14 protein-coding genes are annotated in these 25,195 nt (G+C 45.2%); 5 read left to right on the plus strand and 9 right to left on the minus strand.

Annotated elements, in window-relative coordinates:
* Positions 1-31: 31 nt before the first annotated feature.
* From H6F66_RS04995 to H6F66_RS05010, 4 genes are all read right to left on the minus strand, one after another.
* A complete protein-coding gene (locus H6F66_RS04995; RefSeq protein WP_190418839.1) occupies positions 32-1,528 on the minus strand; it encodes a mannitol dehydrogenase family protein in 1,497 nt (498 codons plus the stop codon).
* A 206-nt stretch (positions 1,529-1,734) separates the two neighbouring features.
* On the minus strand, positions 1,735-2,478 hold the full coding sequence (locus H6F66_RS05000) for an HAD family phosphatase (protein ID WP_190418841.1): 744 nt from the start codon (positions 2,476-2,478) through the stop codon (positions 1,735-1,737).
* A complete protein-coding gene (locus tag H6F66_RS05005) occupies positions 2,459-3,961 on the minus strand; it encodes a mannitol dehydrogenase family protein (protein WP_190418843.1) in 1,503 nt (500 codons plus the stop codon). The genes H6F66_RS05000 and H6F66_RS05005 overlap by 20 nt, the downstream gene beginning before the upstream one ends.
* A 1,125-nt stretch (positions 3,962-5,086) precedes the next feature.
* Positions 5,087-6,364, minus strand: a complete 1,278-nt coding sequence (locus tag H6F66_RS05010; RefSeq protein WP_190418845.1) for a pitrilysin family protein — start codon at positions 6,362-6,364, stop codon at positions 5,087-5,089.
* Between the two features lie 368 nt (positions 6,365-6,732).
* Between H6F66_RS05010 and H6F66_RS05015 the strand changes: the two genes are divergently transcribed.
* Entirely contained in the window at positions 6,733-8,595 is a 1,863-nt protein-coding gene (locus H6F66_RS05015; protein ID WP_190418848.1) for an ATP-binding protein, read from the plus strand.
* Positions 8,596-8,796: 201 nt separating this feature from the next.
* Here the strand turns inward: H6F66_RS05015 and H6F66_RS29210 are convergent, their stop codons facing one another.
* Complete coding sequence (locus tag H6F66_RS29210) at positions 8,797-9,222, minus strand: PEP-CTERM sorting domain-containing protein (protein WP_190418850.1); 426 nt, start codon at positions 9,220-9,222, stop codon at positions 8,797-8,799.
* A gap of 385 nt (positions 9,223-9,607) precedes the next feature.
* Between H6F66_RS29210 and crtD the strand changes: the two genes are divergently transcribed.
* The 3 genes from crtD (at position 9,608) to H6F66_RS05035 (ending at position 16,624) form a co-directional block, all read left to right on the plus strand.
* Positions 9,608-11,158 carry a C-3',4' desaturase CrtD gene (gene crtD, locus H6F66_RS05025; RefSeq protein ID WP_190418852.1) on the plus strand — a complete coding sequence of 517 codons (1,551 nt, stop codon included), beginning with the start codon at positions 9,608-9,610 and terminating at the stop codon, positions 11,156-11,158.
* A gap of 218 nt (positions 11,159-11,376) precedes the next feature.
* Positions 11,377-15,501 carry a PAS domain S-box protein gene (locus H6F66_RS05030; RefSeq protein WP_190418854.1) on the plus strand — a complete coding sequence of 1,375 codons (4,125 nt, stop codon included), beginning with the start codon at positions 11,377-11,379 and terminating at the stop codon, positions 15,499-15,501.
* 4 nt (positions 15,502-15,505) lie between these two features.
* The gene (locus tag H6F66_RS05035; protein ID WP_190418855.1) at positions 15,506-16,624 is read left to right on the plus strand and encodes a response regulator; all 1,119 of its coding nucleotides are present in this window, start codon (positions 15,506-15,508) and stop codon (positions 16,622-16,624) included.
* Positions 16,625-16,699: 75 nt separating this feature from the next.
* Here H6F66_RS05035 and H6F66_RS05040 read toward each other — a convergent pair whose 3' ends face one another.
* Both H6F66_RS05040 and hslO read right to left on the minus strand, forming a co-directional pair.
* Positions 16,700-18,916 carry a chromosome segregation ATPase gene (locus tag H6F66_RS05040; RefSeq protein ID WP_190418856.1) on the minus strand — a complete coding sequence of 739 codons (2,217 nt, stop codon included), beginning with the start codon at positions 18,914-18,916 and terminating at the stop codon, positions 16,700-16,702.
* 163 nt (positions 18,917-19,079) lie between these two features.
* The gene (hslO, locus tag H6F66_RS05045; RefSeq protein WP_190418857.1) at positions 19,080-19,979 is read right to left on the minus strand and encodes an Hsp33 family molecular chaperone HslO; all 900 of its coding nucleotides are present in this window, start codon (positions 19,977-19,979) and stop codon (positions 19,080-19,082) included.
* Positions 19,980-20,273: 294 nt separating this feature from the next.
* On the opposite strand from hslO, the gene H6F66_RS05050 reads away from it, so the two are divergent.
* The gene (locus H6F66_RS05050) at positions 20,274-20,663 is read left to right on the plus strand and encodes a hypothetical protein (protein ID WP_190418858.1); all 390 of its coding nucleotides are present in this window, start codon (positions 20,274-20,276) and stop codon (positions 20,661-20,663) included.
* Between the two features lie 520 nt (positions 20,664-21,183).
* Here H6F66_RS05050 and H6F66_RS05055 read toward each other — a convergent pair.
* Both H6F66_RS05055 and H6F66_RS05060 read right to left on the minus strand, forming a co-directional pair.
* Complete coding sequence (locus H6F66_RS05055; protein ID WP_190418859.1) at positions 21,184-22,044, minus strand: DUF928 domain-containing protein; 861 nt, start codon at positions 22,042-22,044, stop codon at positions 21,184-21,186.
* A gap of 301 nt (positions 22,045-22,345) precedes the next feature.
* Positions 22,346-25,141, minus strand: a complete 2,796-nt coding sequence (locus H6F66_RS05060) for a filamentous hemagglutinin N-terminal domain-containing protein (protein WP_190418860.1) — start codon at positions 25,139-25,141, stop codon at positions 22,346-22,348.
* Between the last annotated feature and the right edge of the window lie 54 nt (positions 25,142-25,195).

A 25,195-nucleotide genomic window follows, 5' to 3' on the forward strand; every position in this document is an offset into this window, starting at 1 on the left:
AAATAAGTTTCCTCACGGATGCGGATGGTGCCTACGACAATCGGGCTAGCGTTCCTTTAGCACCAAACTCATGTAAACTACGCAACTTGTCAGCAACAGTCTCGACGAAACGTGGCGACTGTCCTAAATCTCCAAAAATCTCAAATATGCCGAGCAAGGGTCTGGGATCTGTTTTACCTGAGCGGGCTTGTTCAGTGAGGATATCAGCTAAGGGGTCATCAATGGGGATAGGACGGTTCTGGTCGTCATAACCATTGAGATAGTGACACCAAGCAGCAATCGTTAAACTTAGGTAATCGATCGCACCTCCAAGTTGTAATTTATCGCGGAGCGATCCCAAAACAAATTTAGGAATTTTTGCTGATCCACTCAGGCAAAGGCGTGGAAGCTGATCGCGAATTTTGGGATTTGAAAACCGTTCAATTAAAGTTTTTTTATAATCATCTAAATCAATCCCCGGAACGGGTTGGAGCGTTGGTGTTACCTCGTCCATCAACTTAGCGACTGCTTGCTCAAACAAGGGATCAGCCATGACTTCATAAACGTAGGTATAACCTGCCAGAGAGCCAAGATAGCCAATCAGCATATGACTGGCGTTGAGCAGCCGAATTTTCATCATCTCGTAGGGATGAACATCCTTAGTCATCTGTACACCAACAGATTCCCAATCAGGTCTGCCTGCACAAAAGGTATCTTCGATTACCCACTGGATGAAAGGCTCCGTCACGCCTGGAAACGCATCATCAATACCAAACTGTTGGGCCACCATTTCGATATCTGCTGGGGTTGTCAGCGGAGTAATGCGATCGACCATGCAGTTGGGAAACGCAACCTGTTCAGCAATCCAACTTCCTAACTCTGGATCGCGCATTTGGGCAAATGTCGTTAGCATTTTCCGCACCATGTTGCCGTTGCCCTGGATATTGTCGCAGGACAAGACTGTAAAGGGCGCTAACCCCTGTTGACGGCGCTTTTCGAGTGCGGCACTCAAAAAACCGTATGTCCCAATTGGTTGGTCAGGATGTTGCAAATCGTGCTGAATTGTCGGGTGGTTCACATTGAATTCGCCACTACCTTCAATGTAGTAGTAGCCGCTTTCAGTGATAGTTAGAGTAACAATTCGGCATTTGGGATCTGCTAATGCTTCAATAACTGCTTGACGATTGTCTGGTGCAAACAAGTATCGAGCGATTGAACCGATGATGCGAGCGCGATCGCACTCAGGCGATCTTTCAACTAAGGTATACAAACAATCTTGGGACAGAAGCGCATTCCGCATTCGCCTGTCATAGTCATAGTCCAGCAATCCCACACCACAGATTCCCCAATCACTACCAGGATGCTGATGGAAATAATTATCAAGATAGAGTGCTTGGTGCGATTTATGAAATCCACCCACCCCAATATGCACAATTCCATTAGTGATTTGATGGCGATCGTACTTGGGTACACGCACGTTTCCAGGTAAGCGAGACAGGGATGCCTCATTCAGCTTGATTGCTGAGTTTGTGCTGGTATTGCTGTTCATCTTAATTTATGACCTTGTGATGACGGCTTATTATCGGTATTGCAGGAGGAGGTGAAAAAGATGGAGTCAATTTTGGCGGCTGTGCATGGCAAGTTGATTGGGGAACCGATCGCCGATGAAGTTGTCGCCCAAGCTATTCTTGGCAAAATCTGACTTTTCACACATCCTACTAAGGGCATCAAGCGATCGCCTGATGCCCCGTGTCTTTAGACTGGGGTTGCTGATAATAGGCCGATAAGATCGTACATCCGCTCGATAACTTGCTGGGCACCAGCCGACTGAAGAGCATCCGCACGACTGCTTCGTTCATCCTCGCTGATATGAGTTCCCCCTACATAACCGATAATGTACCCAATTCCAGCGGCAACGGCAGCCCTTACCCCACTGAGAGAATCTTCAATTGCCACGCAATCCGAAACTTCAGCGTCCAGACACTTCACTGCATATAGGTAGATGTCAGGAAGCGGCTTGGGACGCGGAACGGGGAGAGAGTCGTGAGCGCTAAATATTTGCTCGCTTGGGAAATAGTCGGTCAGGGCAGCAGAAGTAAGGCAAGCACTCAGCCTCTGTAAGCTACTGTTACTCACTAGGGCATATTTGAATCCGTCATCACGCAAGTAAGACAGCACTTCCGGCGTTCCTTGAGTCGCTTTTGCCTCTACAGTAAGCCGTTCAATCGCTCTCTTTTCTTCTTCAGCCACTAGCCTGTCAATATCGCGCTCATTAAGACTGGTTAATGAGTCTGCATAGATTTTCTTGAGTATCTCCCTGTAAGGTTTTCCTGCGAAGGTTTTAACAAACTCATCAAGCTCATAGTGTTGAGCGCCAGGGAACTCACGAGCCACTTCCTTTGTGAGCCTCCACGCGCTCTCAAGGGCTATGGTTTCACTATCAACGACAGTTCCGTCATGATCGAAAAGCACCACCCAATCATGCTGAAACGGTTTCATTCAAAAGACCTCCCTCACTGTAATTTTTAAGCGTAGTCAATAGTCCGTGGGTCTGGATATCTCGCAAAGCTTGTTGGCATTCATTATCTACGACTTCTGTCTGTTCGCAATTCTCCAATCCCAGAATCCCACTAATTACCGCGCCTTCTTGAATCGCTGTAATTGCACTTTGGGTATCCTTGGCATGATAGGGCTGACCAGACTCGCTCGCCTCCTCTCTGACTGCAAGAAGCCACGCTGCAACAGGAAGTATAATACGCTTCATGCTGACTTTTCGGCTATAGGCATCCTGAAGTATCGGAAATATATACTTGCCTACTTTCCTCGCTGTTTCTGAAGAGATTCTCTCAGTAGTATCGGGAAGAGCTTCGTTACTGAGCCTTAGTAACACCTGCTCCATATATTGTTCACACATCTCGCGAGGCACTGGTGTTGCTGCTGCGATATCGTCCATGAGAAGCCGAGTAAACAAGTTGAATTCCGGTAGCGTTATCGCCTCGTGCATATACTCTATACCTGCTCTCACAGCTAAACAGGCTATAAAGGAGTGTACTGCATTCAAGAATCTCGACTTCATATACAGGAAGGGAGTGATGTCGCTAGTCATAGTGACCCCCGTATCTTCCCACTTGGGGCGATCGCCTGTGAATTTGTCTTCCACGACAAACTGCCAAAATGGTTCGGTTACAATGGGTGCGCGATCGCGAACTTGCAACAGTCGGTTGGGGTAGTTAGAGTCGGATTCTTGCTCTTGAGGCACAATCCTGTCTACAACTGTATTAGGAAACGTCGCATTATCCCTGATGTATTCTGCAAGTTGAGGATCGATCAGCTCAGCGTAAGCTAGCACTGCTTTTTGCAGGATATCCCCGTTTCTTGGGAGGTTGTCGCAAGAAAGTGTGGTGAAGGGAGTCATTGAGCGATCGCGTCGTCGGCGTAGCGCCTCTACGATAAAGCCAATTGCAGTAGTTGGAATGGAAGGATTTTGCAGATCGTGCGCGATGTCTTCATTCGCTGTGTCGAGATTAAAATTCTTGTCTAGATGGTAGCCTCCTTGAGTAATTGTCAGAGTCACCAGATGCACAGAAGAAGACGCCATCTTTTCAAGCACATACTCGCACTTGTCTCTACCATTAACTATTTCCCTGATAGAACCGATAACTTGCGCTTCCTCACGATTTTGAGCGCAACTAGAATGTTTGGTCAAAGTGTAAAGGAATCTCTGCGGTTTCAACCTAGTAATGGTCTGTTGACTCTTCAGGCTAACCCCACAAATCCCCCATCTCTGCTCTTGGGAATCCTTCTGTGCAAGATAGTTATGTATTATGTAGGCGAGGTGGCCCCTAAAAAAACGACCAGGCCCGAAATGGACGATACCAGTCTTAAGCGCCCTCCTGTCGTAAAGAGAGTGTTGCCTCCACAAACCCGTTACAGTAGCGAGGCGAGAACTTGGAACACTGGGGGGCTTTAGTAAGTTAACCATGAGACTTCTTAAATAAGTGTGATAATGGGGTAAAAGAAGTAGATCACTCTGCGTATAGCTCATGACCTACAAACAGCAAAAAAAATTTCTCAAAGTGCGATTTCAGGCAGACTCTGTGGCATCACAAGGAAACGTTTAGCCACAGGGTAAGTAGGATATGACACGTAGAACAGAGAAAGAAGAAATCAGGTAAACTTAATCAATTAAGTATCAAAGATCAAGTTGTCACTAACCTGGAGTAAGGCACGAGAGTACCCCACATCCTTCCACCTTGTTCAACCTTGGGAAGCTCGTGATTCATCCACTGTCTGTTTTATAAAGATGCGAAAATTAGAGACGAGGGTTCTCTTAGGAGTCTTCAATCTGCCGAAAAAAAACCAATTACATTACGACAGCTAAGCTGGGAAAGTAATTGTAATTGATGCAAATGAAAGCCCAATTGAACAACCGAAAAAAGCCAGAGGCGCATTGATAGTGGTAAAAAAGGGCTGCCTACACTCAAATCTCAGTCTGTCTGTATTTTTGAGTGATAGGTTGAAAGTTTCCCCTTTCACCATAGATTTAATTGCGGGCTGGCTGTATCTTTAACTACAATTCAAGACTGTTTTTTGTCGGCTGCGATCGCGTCTTTTAAATTCTGTGTCTCCCTTCACCAATCACTCGGTACACATTCATAGTATTTGCCTTGGTAGCTGCTATTCTCTGTCTTCAGAAGAATCTATAAGAAATTCTTTAGAGGGACTTATAGCAACAATCAAGTGTATACGTCACTACTTGAAAAACAGCCGATTTGAGTTTCAGTAATTGGCTAACAAGACTTAAAGGGAAACTAAGAGCCAAAGAAAGTATAGTCTTGGCACAGCAAGCATTTCACGCCGAGGTCTGACTAATGAAAAAGACAACTCTGGTTGCTATGCCTCTTTACGTCGATAGATGGCGTCACCGATTCTGTATAGCAAAAGGCAGAGTGCAGAAGGAAAAATATTGACAGGTAAAGGTTTCAGTATTTGGCTTTGTTGTAATCGCCTTGGCGACTGCTGTAACACTTCACTACGATTTACCGTTACATAAAGAAGAAACCCTCTAGCTACGCAAAGAGGGTTTCTTCTTTTCGGTTAAAAAAAATTATGCTGGCTTAACGACAACCACACCGTAAGCATCTGGGGAGAGATGCTGTTGAGCAGCTATGCGGAGGTCTTCAGCATCAAGGCTTTGAATTCGCGCCGGGTAAGTTAGGGCTGGCTCTAAGTCACCCATTAGAGAATGATAATAACCGTACAAGTTAGCGCGATCGCTTGGGGATTCATTCCCAAAAATAAACCGATTTGCCACTTGTGTCCGGACGCGGGACATCTCAGCTTGGGTTACTAGCTCAGATTGTAAGGTACGGATGTGCTGCGCGATCGCTGCTTCTACCTCTGCCACATTCTCCACAGGTAACTGCGCCCCAATATAAAATACTCCCTGAAGCTGCTGGCTCATATTGCTTACCCCAATATGCGATACCAGGTGTCTATCTTCGCGCAAATCCCTAAACAGTCGCGACATCCGGCCTTGTCCCAAAATCACCGCCAACACATCCAGGGGGTAAGTTTCGGACAGTTGCTTTAATCCTGGCACTCGCCAAACCATCACCAGCCGCGCCTGCTGTACACTTTCGTCAACATACTCGCGCCGCACAATTTCTTTAAAAGCTGCTTCAGGGTTGCTTGTTGTTTGTTGTTTGTTGTTTGTTGTTTGACTACCGAGTGTGGAAAATCCCTCTGCCACTATTTCAATTAATTCTTCTACAGGCAAATTGCCCACTACTGCCGCTGTCATCGCCTGGGGTTGATAGTTGCTGGCGTGGAAATCGCGCATCTGCTGCGCCGTCAACTGCTCAATTACCGATGCTGGCCCCAGTACCGGACGGCGGTAAGGCAACTGTTCAAATGCCACCTCCATCGCTTGTTGGAAAGTACGGCGACGGGGATTATCTTCCGAACGGCGAATTTCTTCTAAAACTACCAATCGCTCTCTTTCAAAGGCATCATCTGGAATGCTGGGATTCAGTACCACATCCAGCTGCAATGGTGCCAACTGGGCAAAATCTTTAGGGGCAGAGGTAATGTAGTAGTGAGTGTAATCTTGGCTGGTAGCTGCGTTTGTCACCGCACCCCGCTGTTCAATCAGTAGCTCAAATTCCCCACTTTTTAGCTGCGGTGTCCCTTTAAAAACCATGTGTTCCAAAAAGTGAGCCATTCCGTTGATGGGATCTGACTCAACACATGAGCCGACGTTTAGCCAAATGTTGAGATTCACAGCCTCAAGAGGCATCTGCTGAGCCACAATCGTTAGACCGTTGGGCAATTTGTGCAGGGTGGGAGCGGGGGCAGGTGCGATTTTGAACAGAGTTGAGGTCATGTGTTGTTCTACTGTTTCTTTTTTTATTTTAACTAGTCTGGGGCAGCGTCCCCGTGCCAACTATCTCAGCTTTTGGGATAGCGATCGCTTCTGCAAGGCAAGCATATTTCTCTTCTGATTCAATTCGTCAAGCTACTCAAAATAAATAATTATTATTTTATTTTTCACAAAATTTTAAATAAATTTGTCACTTATCGTATCTTTGCCTACTTTAAAAATATGAAATTTCCTATCTTTTAACTACTTTTTTTTAATGCCCCTTTAAATTAACCAAAAACTTTAACGTTTTTCTCAACCTCTAGACAGATACTCTTGCTAGTTAGTTAGATTGAAACTAGAATTTATCCTCACAGGAGTAAGTTTTACTGATGCTGAGTGTACTTTATCTAAGTACAAATACTTTCATTGCCGCGTGTTATTATACAATTGCCTTCTTAATATTTCAGGGTCTTATACGAAGGCAGCATCTACTCAGCAATCCTCTTGTACTGGCAACTATCGCAGTTTTCTTCAGCGGCGTTGGACATTCAGCCCACGTCGCCCTAGCTGTAGGCGGACATGAAAGCGCCTCAACCATTTTTGCAATTCAAGCAAGCATTGACCTAATAACTGTTCTAGCCGCTGGAACCTTAATTGCTCTAAGGCGTTACTACTCCATCTTCGGCGAAGACCCCTTGCTCCTCGCCGATACCCAAAACCAGCTAGAGCAGGCGAATGCTGATCTTTTCAAAGTAAACGCAAACTTGGAATCTTTGGTAGCAAAGCGCACCGAAGAGCTATTGCAGACCAATCAAAAATTAGAAAGTGAAATTAGAGAGCGCAAGCAGGCAGAAGAAGAAACGCGGCATCTCCAAAATTTCCTTAATTCTGTAGTAGAAAACCTGCCAATTGGGGTTTTCATCAAAGAAGCTAATGACCTGCGCTTTCTCTACTGCAACAAAGCCAGCGAAGAAATTACTGGCTATTTGAAAGAAGATGTGATCGGCAAGAATGACTACGACTTATTTGCAGAAAAACAAGCTGATTTGTTAACAGCTCACGAGCGCACAGTGCTGGGAAAGCAAAAACTTTTGGATATTTCCGAACAACAAATCCAGACCAAACATAGAGGTTTAAGAATATTTCTCACTAGGAAAATACCGCTTCTCGACGAATTAGGAAGGCCGCGATATTTACTAGGCATTTCCGAAGATATTACGGAGCGCAAGCAAGCTATTGAGGCGTTGCGGCAATCGGAAGCTGCACAAAAGCAATTAATTGCTTTTTTACGACAACAAACGACTGAGTTGGAAACAGCAATGCAAAAGCTGCAAAACACTCAATCCCAAATGGTTCAAAGTGAAAAAATGTCTAGTTTGGGGCAATTAGTTGCAGGTGTTGCTCACGAAATTAATAACCCAGTCAGCTTCATTTACGGCAATTTGACTTATGCAGATCAATATACTCAAGATTTGCTGTATTTGCTACACCTATACCAGCATTATTATCCTCAGCCAGTACCAGAAATCCAAGTTCAACAGGAAAGTATTGACCTAGATTTCGTGCGAGAAGACTTATCTAAAATGCTGTCGTCGATGAAACTGGGAGCAGACCGCATTCGCCAAATTGTCCTTAGCTTGCAGAACTTCTCTCGCAGCGATCAAGCTGAAAGTAAGCAACTTAATATTCATGAAGGGTTAGATAGTACGCTGCTGATTTTACAGCATCGACTGAAAGCAAAGCTGGGAAATCCGGGAATTGAGCTGATTAAAGAGTACGGAGATTTGCCCCTCGTGCACTGTTATGGTGGGCAGATAAATCAGGTATTTATGAATATCATCGCCAATGCAATTGATGCGCTGGAGGAGTACAGCTATCAGAATTTAGCTATTAGGACTATAGAAAATTTGCAGCCGAGTTTTGTACAGGGATACCAAAAACCTCCAATTTTTAGCACCGAACCCCCAATTTCTATTAAGATTCGCACTGAGGTTTTAGCAAATGACGGCAACCCTCGTGTACTGATTCGGATTCGAGACAACGGCCCAGGTATCCCCCCAGAAGTGAAGCCTAAGCTGTTTGACCCCTTCTTTACTACTAAACCTGTTGGCAAAGGGGCAGGATTGGGCTTATCTATCAGCTATCAAATTGTGGTTGAGAAGCACGGTGGAGTCCTTAAGTGTTTCTCGGAAGTAGGAGAAGGAACTGAGTTCTGGATTGAAATCCCGATTAACCAGAGTAAAGGTAGGTAGCTTCGCTAGCAGGAAAACTAAACTTAATGTAATTTACTATTAAGTTGATCTGGGTTTGTTGGATGCGAGATCGCTAATAACTTATACCATTTCACTTTTGTCAGGCTACACATCAGCTCTTCCCAACTTCCTTTTAGAGGGGGAACAGAGCCATCTATTGCCAACATAAAGCGAAATGGTGTGAGGAACCCGGTTTTTCGCTTAAGCGGGTTCCCAAGCTATTTTTCGTTTAACTAAGAAAGCGCCAAAAACGCCAATTAAAGCCAGAGCAAACGAAGATTCGGGTTCGGGAACAGCAGTAATTTCATCGATTTCTCTCAATTGGTCAACCGCTACGCTACCATCTGCGAAGAAAACCTGGCTCCTGACAGTTTTCCTGGAGAAAAGTGGAGAAGTAGGGTAAAAATCAACTAAGCGGTCGGTTAAAGGGAGGATATCACTAAATAGATTGATAGAGAAACGAAACTTACCCCCTGGAATTCCGAAAGTATTTCCTGCTCCCGTTAAATCAGCGAATCCGGTTGCAACATTGAGAGTGATTTTGTTTTCGATAAATTGAGTCACCGTCCGAGAAAAAGCGCAGCTGGTCAATGTAAAGCTGGAGATGGCTCCTTCATAAATCCCCACGAAAGGGTCAAAATTGGAGTCAGCAATCTGGTTATTTATGGTAAAGCTACCAGTGGTATTGGTATCGCTGTCAACGAAATTATAAGTGAGGGTGGCTGGTTAAGCAGCAGTTGCCGCCAATGTTCCCAAGGTAATAAACGCGGCTCCGGCGATAGTAGTGATAGTCGCCAGTGTATAGATATATACTTCACCAAAAAAATATATTAGGTTAAGGAATCATACTGAGTAAGTAATCGCTGAAGTTACTGATTTAACTAATTTTTAGAAGCGACTACTGAGAAAAATAGGGAAGTTAATATAAAGTTTGGGTAAAGATAAGGTTATGGAAATTACCCAGATTTGCTCATATGATTAAGTAGTATGAAGAAATGTAAAAGATAATGTTATGGCAAGCGATCGCATTGTCGTTATCGGTGCGGGAATTGGTGGTTTGACAGCTGCGGCGTTACTTGCTCGTCGAGGCTACCAAGTATTAGTTTTGGATCAAGCTCTGGTGCCTGGGGGATGTGCTTCCACATTTAAACGCAAAGGATTTACCTTTGATGTGGGAGCTACGCAAGTTGCTGGACTGGAACCGGGGGGAATTCATCACCGGATTTTTAATGAGTTAGAGATTGAACTACCAGCGGCGACACCTTGCGATCCAGCTTGTGCAGTGTATCTACCGGGGGAAACCTCACCGATTAATGTGTGGCGAAACCCCGATAAGTGGAAACTTGAGCGAACCCGGCAGTTTCCGGGAAGCGAACCATTTTGGCAACTGTTGGCAACTCTTTTTAAAGCAAGTTGGGCGTTTCAATCTCGCGATCCGGTACTACCGCCGCGAAATTTGTGGGATTTGTGGCAACTGGCAAGAGCAGTTCGTCCGGGTACTTTGATTACTCTGCCTTACACTTTGTTGACGGTGGGGGATGCGCTGCGGCTATACGGGCTGGCCGATAATCAACGTTTGAGGACGTTTCTGGATTTGCAGCTAAAGCTTTATTCCCAGGTGGATGCTCAAAGTACAGCTTTGTTATACGCAGCAACAGCTTTGAGTGTTTCCCAAGAACCGCAGGGATTATTTCATCTAAAGGGTAGTATGCAGGTTTTGAGCGATCGCTTAGTCTCCTCTTTAGAGCGAGACGGTGGCAAACTGTTGATGCGCCACACAGTAGAACGCATTCACACCACAAATGGTAAAGCTACTGCTGTCGTCATTCGCAATCAAAAAACCCAGGAAGTTTGGACAGAACCCGCCGACCACGTTGTAGCAAATGTCACTGTGCAAAATCTGATGCAGCTGTTGGACACAGAAACACAAGAAGCATTTCCCCAATCCAAAATCCAAAATCCGATCGATTCGTCCAAAATCCAAAATCGATATCGTCGTCGAGTAGATAAACTTCCCCCCTCATCGGGAGCGTTTGTGGTGTATCTCGGTGTAGATGAGAGCGCTATTCCCCCAGGATGTCCGCCTCACTTGCAGTTTCTTTATGACTATGATGGCCCGATTGGGGAGAATAACTCTTTATTTGTTTCAGTTAGCCACCCATTCGATGGTCGCGCACCAGAGGGGAAAGCAACTATCATCGCGTCTTCCTTCGTTGATACCCGAAATTGGTGGCAATGCGAGGATTATGAAGAACTGAAGCGAAAGTATACTGAGGATGCGATCGCACACCTTGGGCAATTCTTCCACCTGAAACCGGAAACTATTGTGCATCAAGAAGCCGCTACACCCCGCACCTTTGCCAATTTCACAGGTCGCGATCGCGGTATTGTTGGCGGTATTGGTCAAAGAGTTTCCACCTTCGGCCCCTTTGGCTTTGCCAATCGTACACCTGTCAATCATCTGTGGCTAGTGGGAGACTCCACCCATCCCGGCGAAGGTACAGCAGGCGTTAGTTATTCAGCCCTTACTGTGGTAAGGCAAATCGAAAATACCAAAAACTGATAAGCCTCTGAAAGTCACTCTGAACCCAGCTTGCGCGATCGCATATAAAGCAAGCATTTCAGTTGGTTTTAAGGGACTTAAGTTTTCAGCCCGTAGACACGAAGCGGCTTCTCGAAGAGTACTTTAGTTCAGGGCTGATTGCAAGAAGTCTATTCTTGCTTCTCCGGTCGTCACAAGGCTAACTTTGACACAATGTAGATAAAAAAACTCATAAAAATATGGCTAGATTGAGAAGGCAAATACGCTCTGTACAGGCTGCGCTAACGCCACAATTAATCCGTCAGCTAAAAGCCGAAAAAGCTAAACTACTGCATTACTACAATACTGAACTAGAAAAACAGGTACGGGAACGCACAGTAGAACAGAGGGCAGTTATCACTTCCTTAAACGCTGCACTCTTGCAACTTCAACAACAACTTCAACAGGCGCAAACTGAACTCGATGAGTATCAGCGAGCATCTGATGCTCTGCGTGAAAGCGAGGCAAGGTTTCGTTCTCTGATTCAGACTGCTGGAAGCGTAATTATTTGCCTGTCACTCAGCTATCAAATTGTCGAGTGGAATCTTCAAGCCGAATGTATTTATGGCTGGAAAAGGGAAGAAGTTATAGGGAAAAACTATGTTGATTTATTCTTACCTGAAACGGTTCGGGTTACCGTCATTGCCAATATAAATAAGGTACTAGTAGGAGAACCCTCCAAAGATTTTGAAAATGTAATTTTGAGTCGTGATGGACGTAAACGCATATTAAATTGCAACATTACCCGTTTAATGAATACCGAAGGTGTACCTTCTGGAGTCATTGTAATTGGGCAAGAGATTCCGGCTTCCAAAGCTGCTGAAAGAGAAATATACTTTCAATCGCGTCTATTAGATGCAGTTGGACAAGCAGTTATCGCAACTAATTTAGATGGCACAATCATCTATTGGAACCGATATGCTGAGACATTATACGGTTGGTTAGCAGCGGAAGTATTAGGACAAAATATTATCAACATTACTCCGGCGCAGGTCTCAAAAGAGCAAGCATTTGAGATTATGTCCCGCTTACAGCTTGCTGAGAGTTGGTCAGGAGAATTTCTAATTCAACGTCGAGACGGCTCTTGCTTCCCAGTGATGGTTAATAACGCGCCTATTCACGATGCGGAAGGGAAATTTATCGGCATTCTTGGTATTTCCGCAGAGATTACTGAGCGTAAGTTGGCTGAGGAAGCACTGGCTGCAAGTGAAGCTAAATTCCGTTCCCTGATTCAAAATAGTTCGGATATTATCACGATTCTTGATAGAGATGGAGTCATTCAATATGAAAGCGACTCGATTGAAAAAATTTTAGGATATAAACCAAAAGATTTGATAGGTCAAAATTGTTTTGATTTAATTCATTTAGAAGATGTTAGTAATATAATTAAAATTTTCCATGAGTTCATTGAAAATCCAGGGATGACCTTAACGGTAGAGTACCGTTGGCGACATCAAGACGGATCTTGGTGTGCGCTTGAGTCAACTGCTAGCAATTTGCTGACTAACCCATTTGTCGCCGGCATTGTTGTCAATTCCCGCGATATCACAGAACGCAAAGCTGCTGAAGCTGCACTCAAGCAAGCTAATGAAAATCTAGAAATTAGAGTTGAAAAACGTACTGCTGCATTAAGAGAAGCTAACAATCAACTGCGACAAGAAATTATGGAACGCCAGCAGGCGGAGTCAGCACTATGCCGTAGCGAACAGCAACTTTCTGATTTCTTCGAGAATGCTACTGTGAGTTTGCACTGGGTAGGAGCAAATGGGAACATTCTGCGGGTGAATCAAGCTGAACTAAACCTTCTAGGATACACGCGGGAGGAATATTTAGGACACCATATTAGCGAGTTCCACGTAGATCCTGAAGTAATTAATGACATTCTGCAACGGTTAAATAGAAATGAAACGCTGCATAACTATCAAGCTCAACTTCGTTGTAAAGATGGCTCAATTAAGTATGTTCTTATTGACTCAAATGTGTTATGGGAAGACGGGAAATTTATTCATACACGGTGCTTCAGCCGCGATATTACAGAACACAAGCTATTAGAGGATGCGTTGCGAGAAAGTGAAGAACGGTTTCGCTGTTTGAGTGCTTGTTCGCCTGTGGGGATTTTTTTAACAGATATCTACGGTAACTGTACCTACACCAACCCCTGTTATCAAGCTATCTGTGGCTGCACTTTTGAGGAGAGTTTAGCACAAGGATGGTTGGACTTTGTTCATCCGGAAGAACGCGATCGCGTTTTCTCCGACTGGTTAGCATATACTCGTGAAGGCAGAGAATACGCATCAGAGTTTCGCCTGCTTGTAAAAGAGGGAATCGTGCGTTGGGTTCACGTTCGCTCATCCCCCATGTTTTCAGATCAAGACGAACTCATCGGTCATGTTGGCACAGTAGAAGATATAAGCGAAAGCCTACGGCAAACTACGCTACGCAAACTTGCCGAAGCAGAACTACACCGCCGCGAACAAGAATTCAAAGCATTAGCTGAAAATTCTCCTGACATCATTGCCCGATTTGACCGTGAATTTCGCCATCTTTACATCAACTCAGCTGTAGAACGGTCAATGGGAATCTCGCCACAAACAACTATCGGTCAAAAGCCTTCAGAGTTAGAATTACCCCCAGAAACTTCCACTTACTTTCAACAGAGTATTCAACACGTTTTAGACACCAAAGAAGAATGTATTATTGAATGGAATTTCCCGATACAATACGGTTATAAATACTATCAATCTCGTTTCGTTCCTGAATTTAATCGTGATAGTTCAGTCGAGTCAGTATTAGCTGTTTCTCGTGACATCACAACTCAAAAACAGACCGAACAAGCGCTGCGTGATGCACTCCAAAGACTGAACTTTCATTTTGAAAATTCGCCCTTAGCAGTCATAGAATGGGATTCAAACTTTCGTGTGTCCCGTTGGTCGCCGGAAGCCGAAAAAGTTTTCGGCTGGCATAGCGACGAAGTTCTGGGATTAAGTCCGAATAAATGGCAGTTTATCTTTGCCTCTGATATAAAAGCTGTTAATAGCACGATGGCGCGCTTAATCGACAGCAGCGAACAACGTAATGTATCGCGAAATCGCAATTACACCAAGGATGGCTCAGTTGTTTATTGCGAATGGTACAATTCAGCGCTATTAGATGAATCAGGCAAATTAGTATCACTGCTGTCCCTAGTTCTCGATGTGACTGAGCGCAAAAAGATGGAAGAAGCTTTGCGCGAGAGTGAACAACGCTTCCGGACTATGGCTGATACCGTACCTGCAATGATTTGGGTGGCAGAGGTTAACGGTGTTAGTACATTTTTTAACAAAGCTTGGCTAGATTTTACTGGACGCAGCCTCGAACAAGAATTAAACAACGGTTGGATGGAAAGCATACATCCTGATGATTTATATAGTTTTATAGACACCTATTATTCAGCCTTCCATGACCGCAAACAAGTGCAGGCGGAATACCGCCTCAGGCGTGCTGATGGTAATTATCGTTGGGTTATTGATATGGGTATCCCACGCAATACACCCGATGGTAGCTTTGCTGGTTACATCGGATCGTGCATAGACATAACCGAGCGCAAACGGGCAGAAGAAGAAATTATTAATGCTTTAAACAAAGAAAAAGAACTCAGCGAACTTAAATCTCGCTTTGTCTCCATAACTTCTCACGAGTTCCGCACACCGTTGAGCGTGATTTTGTCTTCCGCCGAACTACTTGAATATTACGGCGAACAATGGAGTCCAGAGGAAAGACTACAACAACTGCATTTGATTCAATCTTCTGTGCAGCACATGAACCAGTTGTTAAACGATGTGCTAACGATAGGTAAGGCAGAAGCAGGTAGACTAGAGTTTAATCCGGCACCCCTGGAGCTAGTAGAGTTCTGCCGCGCCTTAGTCGCCGAGATCCAACTTACAGATGCTGGACATACAATTGTCTTTGTCAGCCAATATCCTGTCCTCATGGCTTGCATAGATAAAAAACTGTTGCGGCAAATCCTGAGCAATTTGCTCTCGAATGCTATTAGGTATTCAGCCCAGGGGAGAGCTATTCGTTTTGAACTCGCTTACCATAATGAAGAGGCTACTTTTCAAATTCAAGACGAAGGCTGCGGCATTCCGGTAGAAGATCAAAGCAGATTGTTTGAGCCTTTCCATCGGGCCACCAATGTTACTAATATTACTGGTACGGGTTTAGGGTTAACAATTGTCAAAAGGTGCGTAGATTTACATCAGGGTAGGATTATGTTAGCCAGTCAAGTTGGAGTTGGCACAACTTTTAGAGTCTGTCTTCCGGTGCATAACCAACTGAGGAGTTAGACCTGTGAAGAAGATTCTGGTGATTGAAGACGAGCCAGCAGTTAGAAACAACCTGCGCCTTCTGTTGAAGGCTGAAGGGTTTGAGTTTATCGGGGCAGAAAACGGTGATGTGGGCGTGAAATTTGCCACCGTTCACAAACCCGATTTGATTATCTGCGACATTATGATGCCAGATTTTGATGGTTACGCTGTGCTAAATACATTGCGCCAAGATAAGACTACGGCAATGATTCCCTTCATTTTTCTCACAGCTAAAGCGGATAGAGCAGACTTGCGCCAAGGGATGCAGTTGGGGGCTGATGATTATCTGACTAAGCCATTTACCAGGGCGGAATTGTTAGAAGCGATCGCTATTCGTCTGAAAAAACAAGAAGCCGTTACCAATCTGCAAAATAAAATCCAAGAACTCCAAGAGTTAAATGTTAAGAAAGATGATTTGCTGGCTACAGTCTCCCACGAACTGCGTGCGCCTCTGGCAAATATGAAGATGATGATCCAAATGTTAGAAGTTATCCCTAACGAAGAACGAAAACAGCACTACAGGAAGCTATTAGAAGCCGAATGTGTCCGAGAGATGGATATGGTTAATAATATCTTGGATTGGCAAAGATTAGAATCTGAAATACAGGAAATATCCTTAGAAACTTTAATTTTACAATATTGGTTATCTAATATAATTGAGCGTTTTCAAATACGTATAGAACAGCGTCAGCAAATCCTCAAAGTTAATCTTCCTCCCCACCTTCCCCCAATTACCTCAGACCGCGCGTGTCTGGAACAGATATTGAGAGAACTGGTCAATAATGCGTGTAAATATACGCCAAAATATGGAGAAATTTCCATCAGCGTCGAGTTGAATGATTCTGCTAGAGAAAGCAACTCAACGACAACAGTTATTTTTAAGATTGCTAATCAAGCCGAAATAGCGGCGGCGTATTTACCTAAAGTATTTGATAAATTTTATCGGGTTCCTGATGCTGATTTTTGGAAACAAGGTGGAAGCGGATTAGGTTTGGCTCTGGTGCATCAGTTAGTGGAAAAACTAGAAGGAATTATTCAGGTAAAAAGCTCCGATGGTTGGACTACATTTACTGTGCAGATACCTACTACAATCAGCCCGTAATAGGATCGGATTGGGAATTGGGAATTGGGGATTGGGAATTGGGAAGAATCTTACCCAGTCCCCAGCCCCCAGTCCCTAATTCGGCGTTGTTTCGAGGGAAGCTGGAGGCTCTATGCTTTTTTTCCAAGCCTCAATTGAAGCTTGAGCATCAGAGTAGGCGGATGTACCGCTGGGGATATTTTGGGCGATCGCGATCGCTCTTCGCAAGTCGTTCCTAGACTGATCCTGCGCCATCGATAAAAGTTGGTAACTCCAGCGATTAATGGCTTCTCTAGCTTGGGAACCGACTCGCGCCGAGTTACGCACCTCTTGGGCTGTTTGCACGGCTTGGGCGATCGCATCCGGTGTCCCTGGACTCGCTAACTGATAAGCTGATTGCAAAATCTCAGTAGATCGCAGTTCCCGACGCCAGCCTTTAATTTTTTCCTGAGCTTCACCGTAAAGCGCCCTTCCCGCTTTAACTTGTCCAGCGGAGTTAATAGCGCCAGGAAGATTGCCAGAAACCGCCAAAGCTCTTGCTTGGTCGAGGTAAGGCTGATCCTCTATCCGTTGGATTCGGTTAGTCCAGCGGCCGATTTGCCTTTGAGCCTCTTGATACAACGCCCGTCCTGGCTGAATCTGCTCCGCTGTAGCAATAGCGCCGGATAAATCGCCTGCATCAGCCAAGGCTTTCGCTTGATCCATGTAAGGCTGGTCTTGCTGACGCTCAATTCTTTCAGTCCACTGGCGGATTTTGCCCCTAGCCTCGCTATATAGGGCGCGTCCTTGGCGAATTTGACTAGCTTGGTTAATGGCTTCAGAGAGGGAACCAGCATCGCCATAATTCGCGTATTGTTCGGCGCTGTCGAGATAGGGACGGTCTTCTATAGTTTCAATTTGACTTGTCCAGTTACTAATTTGCGCTCTTGCTTGCGAGTAACGGGGATTAGTGCTGGGAATCAGCTGCGCTTCCGCGATCGCTGCTGATAAATCGCCTACAGTTCCACCTTTTGCCAATTCTCCCGCCCGTTCCAGATGCGCCACATCTTCAATTTCTCGCTGCCAACGAGTTATTAATTCCTGGGCTTTATCGTATAGTGGTCGCCCTAAATCTAGCTTTTGGGCAAGCGCGATCGCTTCTTCCAAATCTGTTACAGTTCCTTGTGCGGCGCGAGACTGAGCATTAGCCAAATCGTTTAAATCTTGAGCCTCTACTTGTAGATTGAGACTTTGGGGAATTTTATTCGTGATTAAAATTACCGTTTGCCAGTCTTTTCTATCTAGCGCCTCTTGAGCCATATCAATTAATTTCCGCCCAAAGTCTGTCACCGCGCCTTGAGCTTCCTTATATGCCAAACTGTTTGCAGGAATTGCCTGCGCTAGTTTGATCGCCTCCAAGAGATTATTTAATCCCCCGCTTCTTGCCAGCTGGAACGCTTTATCTAACTTGGCGCTTTCTTCCCGCGCCGCCTGAATCAAATTAACCAGTTCATCGTACTTGGTAGTAGCCCAGTAGTTATTTCCTAAATAAACCAGTTGCACTGCTTCCCGAAAAGCCTGAGTCCAGTTAGACTCGCGCACTTCATCAGTGGCTTTTTGATAATATCCTTCTGCCTTTGACCAAATAGACTGCCAGCGAGTTACGCGCTCATCTACTAACTTGTAAGCAGGAACGCCAGTGGGAATTTTCCTCGCCACTGCGATCGCTTCCTCCAATTTTCCCGCTTGGAAAGATTCCTCGCCTAATTTCAAGATATCCAGTGACCACTCTTCCAAATTGCGGTCAATTTCTGGACGCAGGGGGTGATCTTTTGGCAGAGAATTCACCAACGCGATCGCTGAAAGCAAATTGTCCGCCGTCTGCTTAGAAGCCGCTATCTGAGCGCAGGTTAGGCGTAGCGAAGCACTAGCAGTAGGCCAAAAAATCGCTGGGCAATTAGGCAAAGCTGGCAGCTTAAACAACAGCGCCACCGCCATAAATCCCATCCCACCAGAGAGCAGGACGACCAACGCCCCCCAAAACGCCCAGCTTGTCGGCAAGCGCAAACCCCTCTTTTTCTTAGGTTTCTGGGGTTCTTCTGTCGGTGACTGGGGCTGTAAAGATGGATTAGGCTCAAGCCCTTGTAGAGAACTATTAACCGCCGAACGGCTAGGACGACTATCTTGTGGAGATGAGCGTTTACGAGCGGGTGCCTTTGGGGAGACGCGATCGCTCGGACTCCCAGAGGCAGGCGATTTCTTATCTCCTGACCAACCGCGATTGGAAGACTTGCCTAAACGCCCGCGCTCTGGAATTTCCGGATTTCTGGTCATAGCTTACTCACACCACAATACGCTTCGCCTCGGACGAATGCTTTTCTAGCACATACAGTAGTTGCAATGCTACTCCTATAAGCCAGAAAAAGCTACCTCTATCCGGAGTTGTTTTCTAATTGCTAATTGTTCATTTAGCCATCTTCGCCTTAGCCATTTACAGCTAAACAGACCCTGCTCGTAAATCTTCAATCAGTGCCGCCAATTCGTCACTACTCGCTTGGTAAACTTCTCCGCAAAAATGACAAGTAGCTTCTGCTCCATCATCTTTTTCAATCATGTCTTGCAGTTCTGCTTCACCCAGCATCTTTAATGCACCCAAAACCCGACGCATGGAGCAACCACAGTGAAAACGTACTATTTGGACTTCTGGTAATATTACCAGACCCATGTCTCCCAGTAGCTGTTCAAAAATTTCCGGCAGCGTCTTACCAGCCTGTAACAAAGGGGTAAAACCCGCCAGTGATTGCATTCGAGATTCTAAAGTTTGCACCAGTTGCTCGTCTCGCTCCGCCTTGGGCATGATTTGCAACAGTAACCCGCCAGACGCGGTTACTTTGCCAGCCTCCAGAAATACACCCACCACTAGCGCTGAGGGTGTCTGTTCGGATGTCACCAGGTAATGAGCGACATCATCCCCAATTTCGCCCGAAACCAGCTCAACGGTACTGGAATACGGGTAGCCGTATCCAACATCGCGCACCACGTAGAGGTATCCTTCCCGACCTATAGCACCGCCTACATCAAGTTTGCCTTTGGCATTCGGAGGCAGTTCCACAGTTGGGTTTTCTACATAACCCCGCACTGTTCCGTCTAATCCCGCGTCTACCAGCAGCCCACCTAGCGGCCCATTGCCCTTGATGCGGATGTTGACCCTTGACCCCTCACGCTTCATGCTAGAGGCAAGTAATAGTCCCGATGACATAGCGCGTCCCAGCGCCGCACTCGCTACGTAGGAGAGGTTGTGCCGCTGTTTAGCTTCTTGTGCAAGGCGTGTTGTGATGACACCAACGGCGCGAATTCCACCCTCTGCCGCTGTAGCCCGAATTAACTGATCAGCCATGAAAAAACCTTACATTTCTTAACAGACTCTATTTTTATTGTAAGCATGGCGGCACGAGTGATGGGGCATCTCTTGTTTCTTATCACTTGAATCGCCCCTGGATCTGCTTTTTAGAAATAAACAATTATAGTTATTTTTAGGATATAAAAATAACTATAATTGTACAAAATCAAAAACTTTTTTTATAGAACAGAGTAAAAAAAACATATCAAATTAGCTGTATTCAATACAATTAGTTAGGATAGGTAGATAGAAATTTTTGTACCAGTAACAACTAACAACAAAAAACTCCTTATGCTAGGAACCTTTCAACAAAGCCATCTCAGAATTGAAGTAAATTCCCCAGCAGCAGCCATCGGCGACAGCCTGCTGCGTACAAACCTGTTGCGCCAGTGGCTGTGGTCGCAGCGCTTTCCCGCTGGACTACCGGAACAGCTGCATGAAGGATTAACCTACACGAGTTGGGCGGGACTCGTAGCGATAGAACACAAGGTGGAAATAGCCCAGCCTCACTGTCTGCGCCTGATTCTGAGCCAAGGAATTGATGGTTATCACGAGTGGTACTGGGGAGAAAATTGGGTGCAGTCGCGTTTGGAAGGGATATCTCTGCTACCGCTGAATGTAGGGCAGTCCTTAAGTTTGCTTCAGCTGAAGCAATTTCTGGCATCCCAATCTAAAAATTAACATTCTCGTTCCCAGTTGCGGACTGGAAATGTAAGTTGTGAGGCTATGCCTCAGGCGATATTATAGGAGGCTCTGCCTCCTTTTTTAGTTCCTAGTCAGAGACTGGGAATTAGGGGATTCAGGAAGCGATCGCGCAAAATTTCGCTGTTAGTCATTATAGTTAATGACTAACAGCTCTTCAACTAAATTGAAAATTAGATGTACATCCAGATGCCGAGGCATCTGATAAATTAATACGGTTCACTTAAACCTAAAAATCTAACCTATAGCAATCCTATTTAAGTTGTGAACGAGTATTCGCCCTGGTGTAGGGACACGGCACTGCCGTGTCCCTACAGAAGTTCACGAATCATTTAGGATTGCTATACAACTACAACTATTTTTAAGTGAACTAATTTGATAAGAAAAAGGCAGTTTTCTTCTTGAAAACTGCCTTTTATTCTAGCGGAGACAAACTTAATTTTGTATTACTAGGGATTGGTTAGGAGGCGATTGAGAAGACGTTACCCTAGTCCCCAGTTTACTGCTTCACCAGTTGTTGCCGCTCCATATCTATCACTTCCTTGAGTCCAACTGTTTCTAAGAGCAACAGAAAATCATTGCGGATAAACTGATCGTTGGGGTTAGCAGTACGGGCTGCTGAAATTGCTGCTAGAGTGTCATACCATAAACTGGCACCAGCATAGATTGCTGCCTTGTCAAAGTCTGAATTAGCCGCCGCGAGTTGTTCCAACAGAGCGGGTGATGCTTGTACGCGCTTAATCCTTGCCTGAGCTATAGGATTAACAGAGGGTCGATCGGGATTGCAAAGCAGTGTCACTGTCCAGCGGTATTGCCGTCCCGGAACCAGTTCAGGCAGGTCTTTGGGCATTTGGAGCTGATTAATTCCAGCCTTGGGTTTGTCTATCTGTTGCTGAATGATTGGTTTGGGTACTCCTGGTTCCACCAGTGTAAAGTTTATCGGTACTCCAGGGTCAGCTGACAGATACCAGAAAAAGGTGGGATGACCTGATGCAGTCAATCCGGTGTGATTCTTAGGAACTAGCAAAGTTAGAGATACAGAGGCAGCTTCACCGCATGAGCCTCGCGAGCCAGTGCCTCTGGTGCCGCTGGGAGCATCGAGATCCTTGGGTGGCTGATAGCGCACTTGGGTGCCAGTGCCTTTGGTGTCTCTCGGCGCACCTACGTCACCAGGCTCAAACCTAGAATCAGCTTGAGCTTTCAGCACAACATCTGCGTAAGCCATCGAGTTAAACCCTAGATCGCTAGATACACGATTGAATATCGAATTGAGGGGGGTATCGATTAAGCCGAAGAACTGGATCAAAATAATTGATGCAGTTCCGGTTACTGTAGTAGCGAATTGACGGGAAATAGCCATAGATATACACAGATGTTGTGATGCCCGTAGTTTTTTTTACTACACGTTGGCGATCGCATTTTCCATATTTCTGACTTTTTCCCGGATTCCTTCGAGTCTCTGGCTGGGAACGAGAATAATCTTACTCAAGCAAAACCTGATATATAGCAATGCTATTTGAGTTGTGAGCCAGCCCTTCAGATACCCGACTTCTTTGAGAAGTCGGGTATCTCGCCTTCACGAATCATTTAGGACTGCTATCCCTGCCTTGGGAAGTTTGTAAACAATGCTAAATTTTTAACGCATAACTAATGATTTAGTATTACTCAGGTTTTTCCGGCTCAGTGTCGGGATGGCAAATTAAATCCTTAGCACTGACAGGTTCCACCTTTTGAGCAGCTGTGGCGACGAGAATGCGTCCATCTGCGGTAGCGGTCATTGCTTGGGCTTCAACAACGCGATCGCCCAGTTTCCAATTTTGGATTTCATCTCCCCCCTTTTGAAGGGGGGTAGGGGGGGTCGAATTTTGGATTGGGGATTGATTATTTTCTGTTTCCCCCTCTCCCTGTCTACCTCTCTCCCCCTCTTCCTCAAGGGGTTGGACATCTACGAGACGGTAGCGATCGCTTTGTGCATCATACGGAGTCGGCTGTAAACCATCCGTACCCGTGACTGTGAAACTTCCCCGTTCCACATTGCGCCGCGCCAGGCAACTACCAGCCACCACTTGATCGGGACTAACAAAATTAGCTGCTAATGGCGAAATCGAATTTTGTAAAAAGGTGAAATCTGGCACATCGACTACACCATTGGTGCCAAATCTAGAGGAAGCTGAAATATCAACGCGACCGTTATTGCGAAATATCCTGGCATCAACAAAGTCTTTGCGAACCGGAGCATATTTGTCATAGATAAAAGCAGGGATATCTCTACCCGTGATGTTTCCTCCTGGGCCATTTTCAGCAGCCGCCAGAAGGTCGCTATCTTCCAGAGCAATGAATTGTGAAGATTCTGGGTTAGTTCCCACGAGAAAGACATCGCCGCCGCCACCGTCGCCATTAAAAACGCTGGTGCTAATCAGGCTACTATTACGCAGGCTGATATCTTTGGCAGAAATCACGATATTACCACCGCCAGTTTGCAAAGACTCGGCTGTAATGCTCCCGCCGTCCATCGTTATGCCTTGGCTCATCGTCATAATAATGTCGCCGGCGCTGCCTGTTGCTGCACTGCTGACGCTAACTCCAGCGCCATCAGCTATCGAAAGCGACCGAGAATTAAGAATAATCCCGCCGCCTTTGCCGCTGCTTCCCAGGCTCGCCGTACTAGCAATGCCAGTTTGTAATGATGTTGGTGGTGCGTTATTACCTTTAAGAGAAATAGAATCTTCAACTACCAAAAGTATAACGCCAGCGTTGCCTTGTCCTTGAGTTTCAGTTGTTAATCCACCGCCATTAGTAGCAGAAAAAGACTTACTAACCATAATGATACCGCCGCCCGATCCTGTTGCTTCTTTTGCTACACCACTTAATATGCCGATGCCATTTTCTATAGAAACCGAATCTTTTGCTAACACAAATACAGCGCCAGCATTTCCTATTCCTCCAGTACTGGTATTAATTTGAGCGCCGTTTTTTATGGTAAGCGTTCCAGTTTCGATACCAATAGAAGCAATGAGATCCCCACCTGTGGCTAGTGAATCGCCAAAAATATTCCCAGCAAGAGTATCAAGATTACCCACAGCTCCGGGTTGTATAGTGCTAAGAATTGCAGTACCATTACCTTCTAAAGAAACCGAGTCTGTAGCTTGTAAAAATATCAATCCTGCATTTCCTAAACCATTTTCCCGCACCAGAGTTTGCAGCTGAGCGCCGTCTTGTAGGGAAATTGAAGGAGAGTTAATAACAATACCACCAGCATTGCCGATACCTGTGGATTCCACAGTGCTGAAAATACCACTTCCATCGCCTGTAAGAGAGACATTGTTTGTAGCTTGTAAAGATATTACTCCGGCATTTCCAATACCACCTCCACGCACTAGAGTTTGTAATTGAGCGCCATCTTTTACTGAAATTGAAGGAGCGTTGATAATAATACCCCCAGCCTTGCCTACTCCCTGAGATTCCACAGTGCTGAAAATTTTACTTTCGCCTGTGATTGAAACGTTTTCTGTAGCGGCAATTAATACTAAACCAGCATTTTCTGGTTCATAGATACTGGTAGCTAGTTCCGCTTCATTTTCTATAGAAACTGTTTTGCCTCTAATGAAAATACCGCCAGCATTAAATTTGTTACCGATTGCAGCACTTGTATTAATTCTTGAGCCATTGGTAATTAATACATCTGCATTTTGCACTCCTTGGGCATCGGCTTGAGCAAAATCTACAAAGGGAACGCTGCCAAAAAACTTTAACCCTAGTTCTCCTGCTCCGGCTAATCCCGTTAACTCGATAATACCGCTTAGGGAAGTTAATACACCGCCATCTACTGTTACATTGCCACCTACAAGCAAGATACTATTACCATCATTTACTCGCAAACCGTTCAGGGAGCCGGGATTTATCGGATTTGGAGTTGGAGTTATGGAGCGATTGATGATATTTCCTGCGGCAATTTGATTAAACAACAGGGCAGAAGGAGCTACATTTAGTATTTGTGATGGTAGTGGTTGAGCGCGATCGCTACTGAAAACATCGCCATTAGCTAACCGGAGAGCATTGGCAGTTGTTGCTACGAATGAACCACCAATATTGAGCGAAGAATTTTCCCCAAAGATAATGCCGTTGGGATTGATTAGAAATAAGTTAGCTGTCCCGTTTGCTCTGAGCAACCCATCAATATTTGAGATAGATGTACCTGTGACGCGATTAATAATGTTCTGAACGTCAAAGGCGTTGTTGAAATAGGCGCTACCGCCGTTAGGTACAGAAAATTCTGAAAAACTGTGAAATAAGTTGCTTCCAGTTCTGAGTCCTCCATTAATCGTAAAGTTGTTGCCAGGTGTAACTGTAGTAGGGACACTGCCATCAGAAGAGATTTGAGCAATGGCAGGAATGGGGAGAAAAAGGCACAAGGCAAAAGGTAAAAGGGAAAAAGCAAGAGATGGGTAATTATTCATTTGGGAGGTAATTGGTAATTGATTTTTTCTTTCTCAGTCCGCAGCTTAGGAACA

The sequence above is a fragment of the Trichocoleus sp. FACHB-6 genome (genome assembly GCF_014695815.1).
In the GTDB taxonomy this organism is placed as follows: Bacteria; Cyanobacteriota; Cyanobacteriia; order Cyanobacteriales; family FACHB-T130; genus Funiculus; species Funiculus sociatus.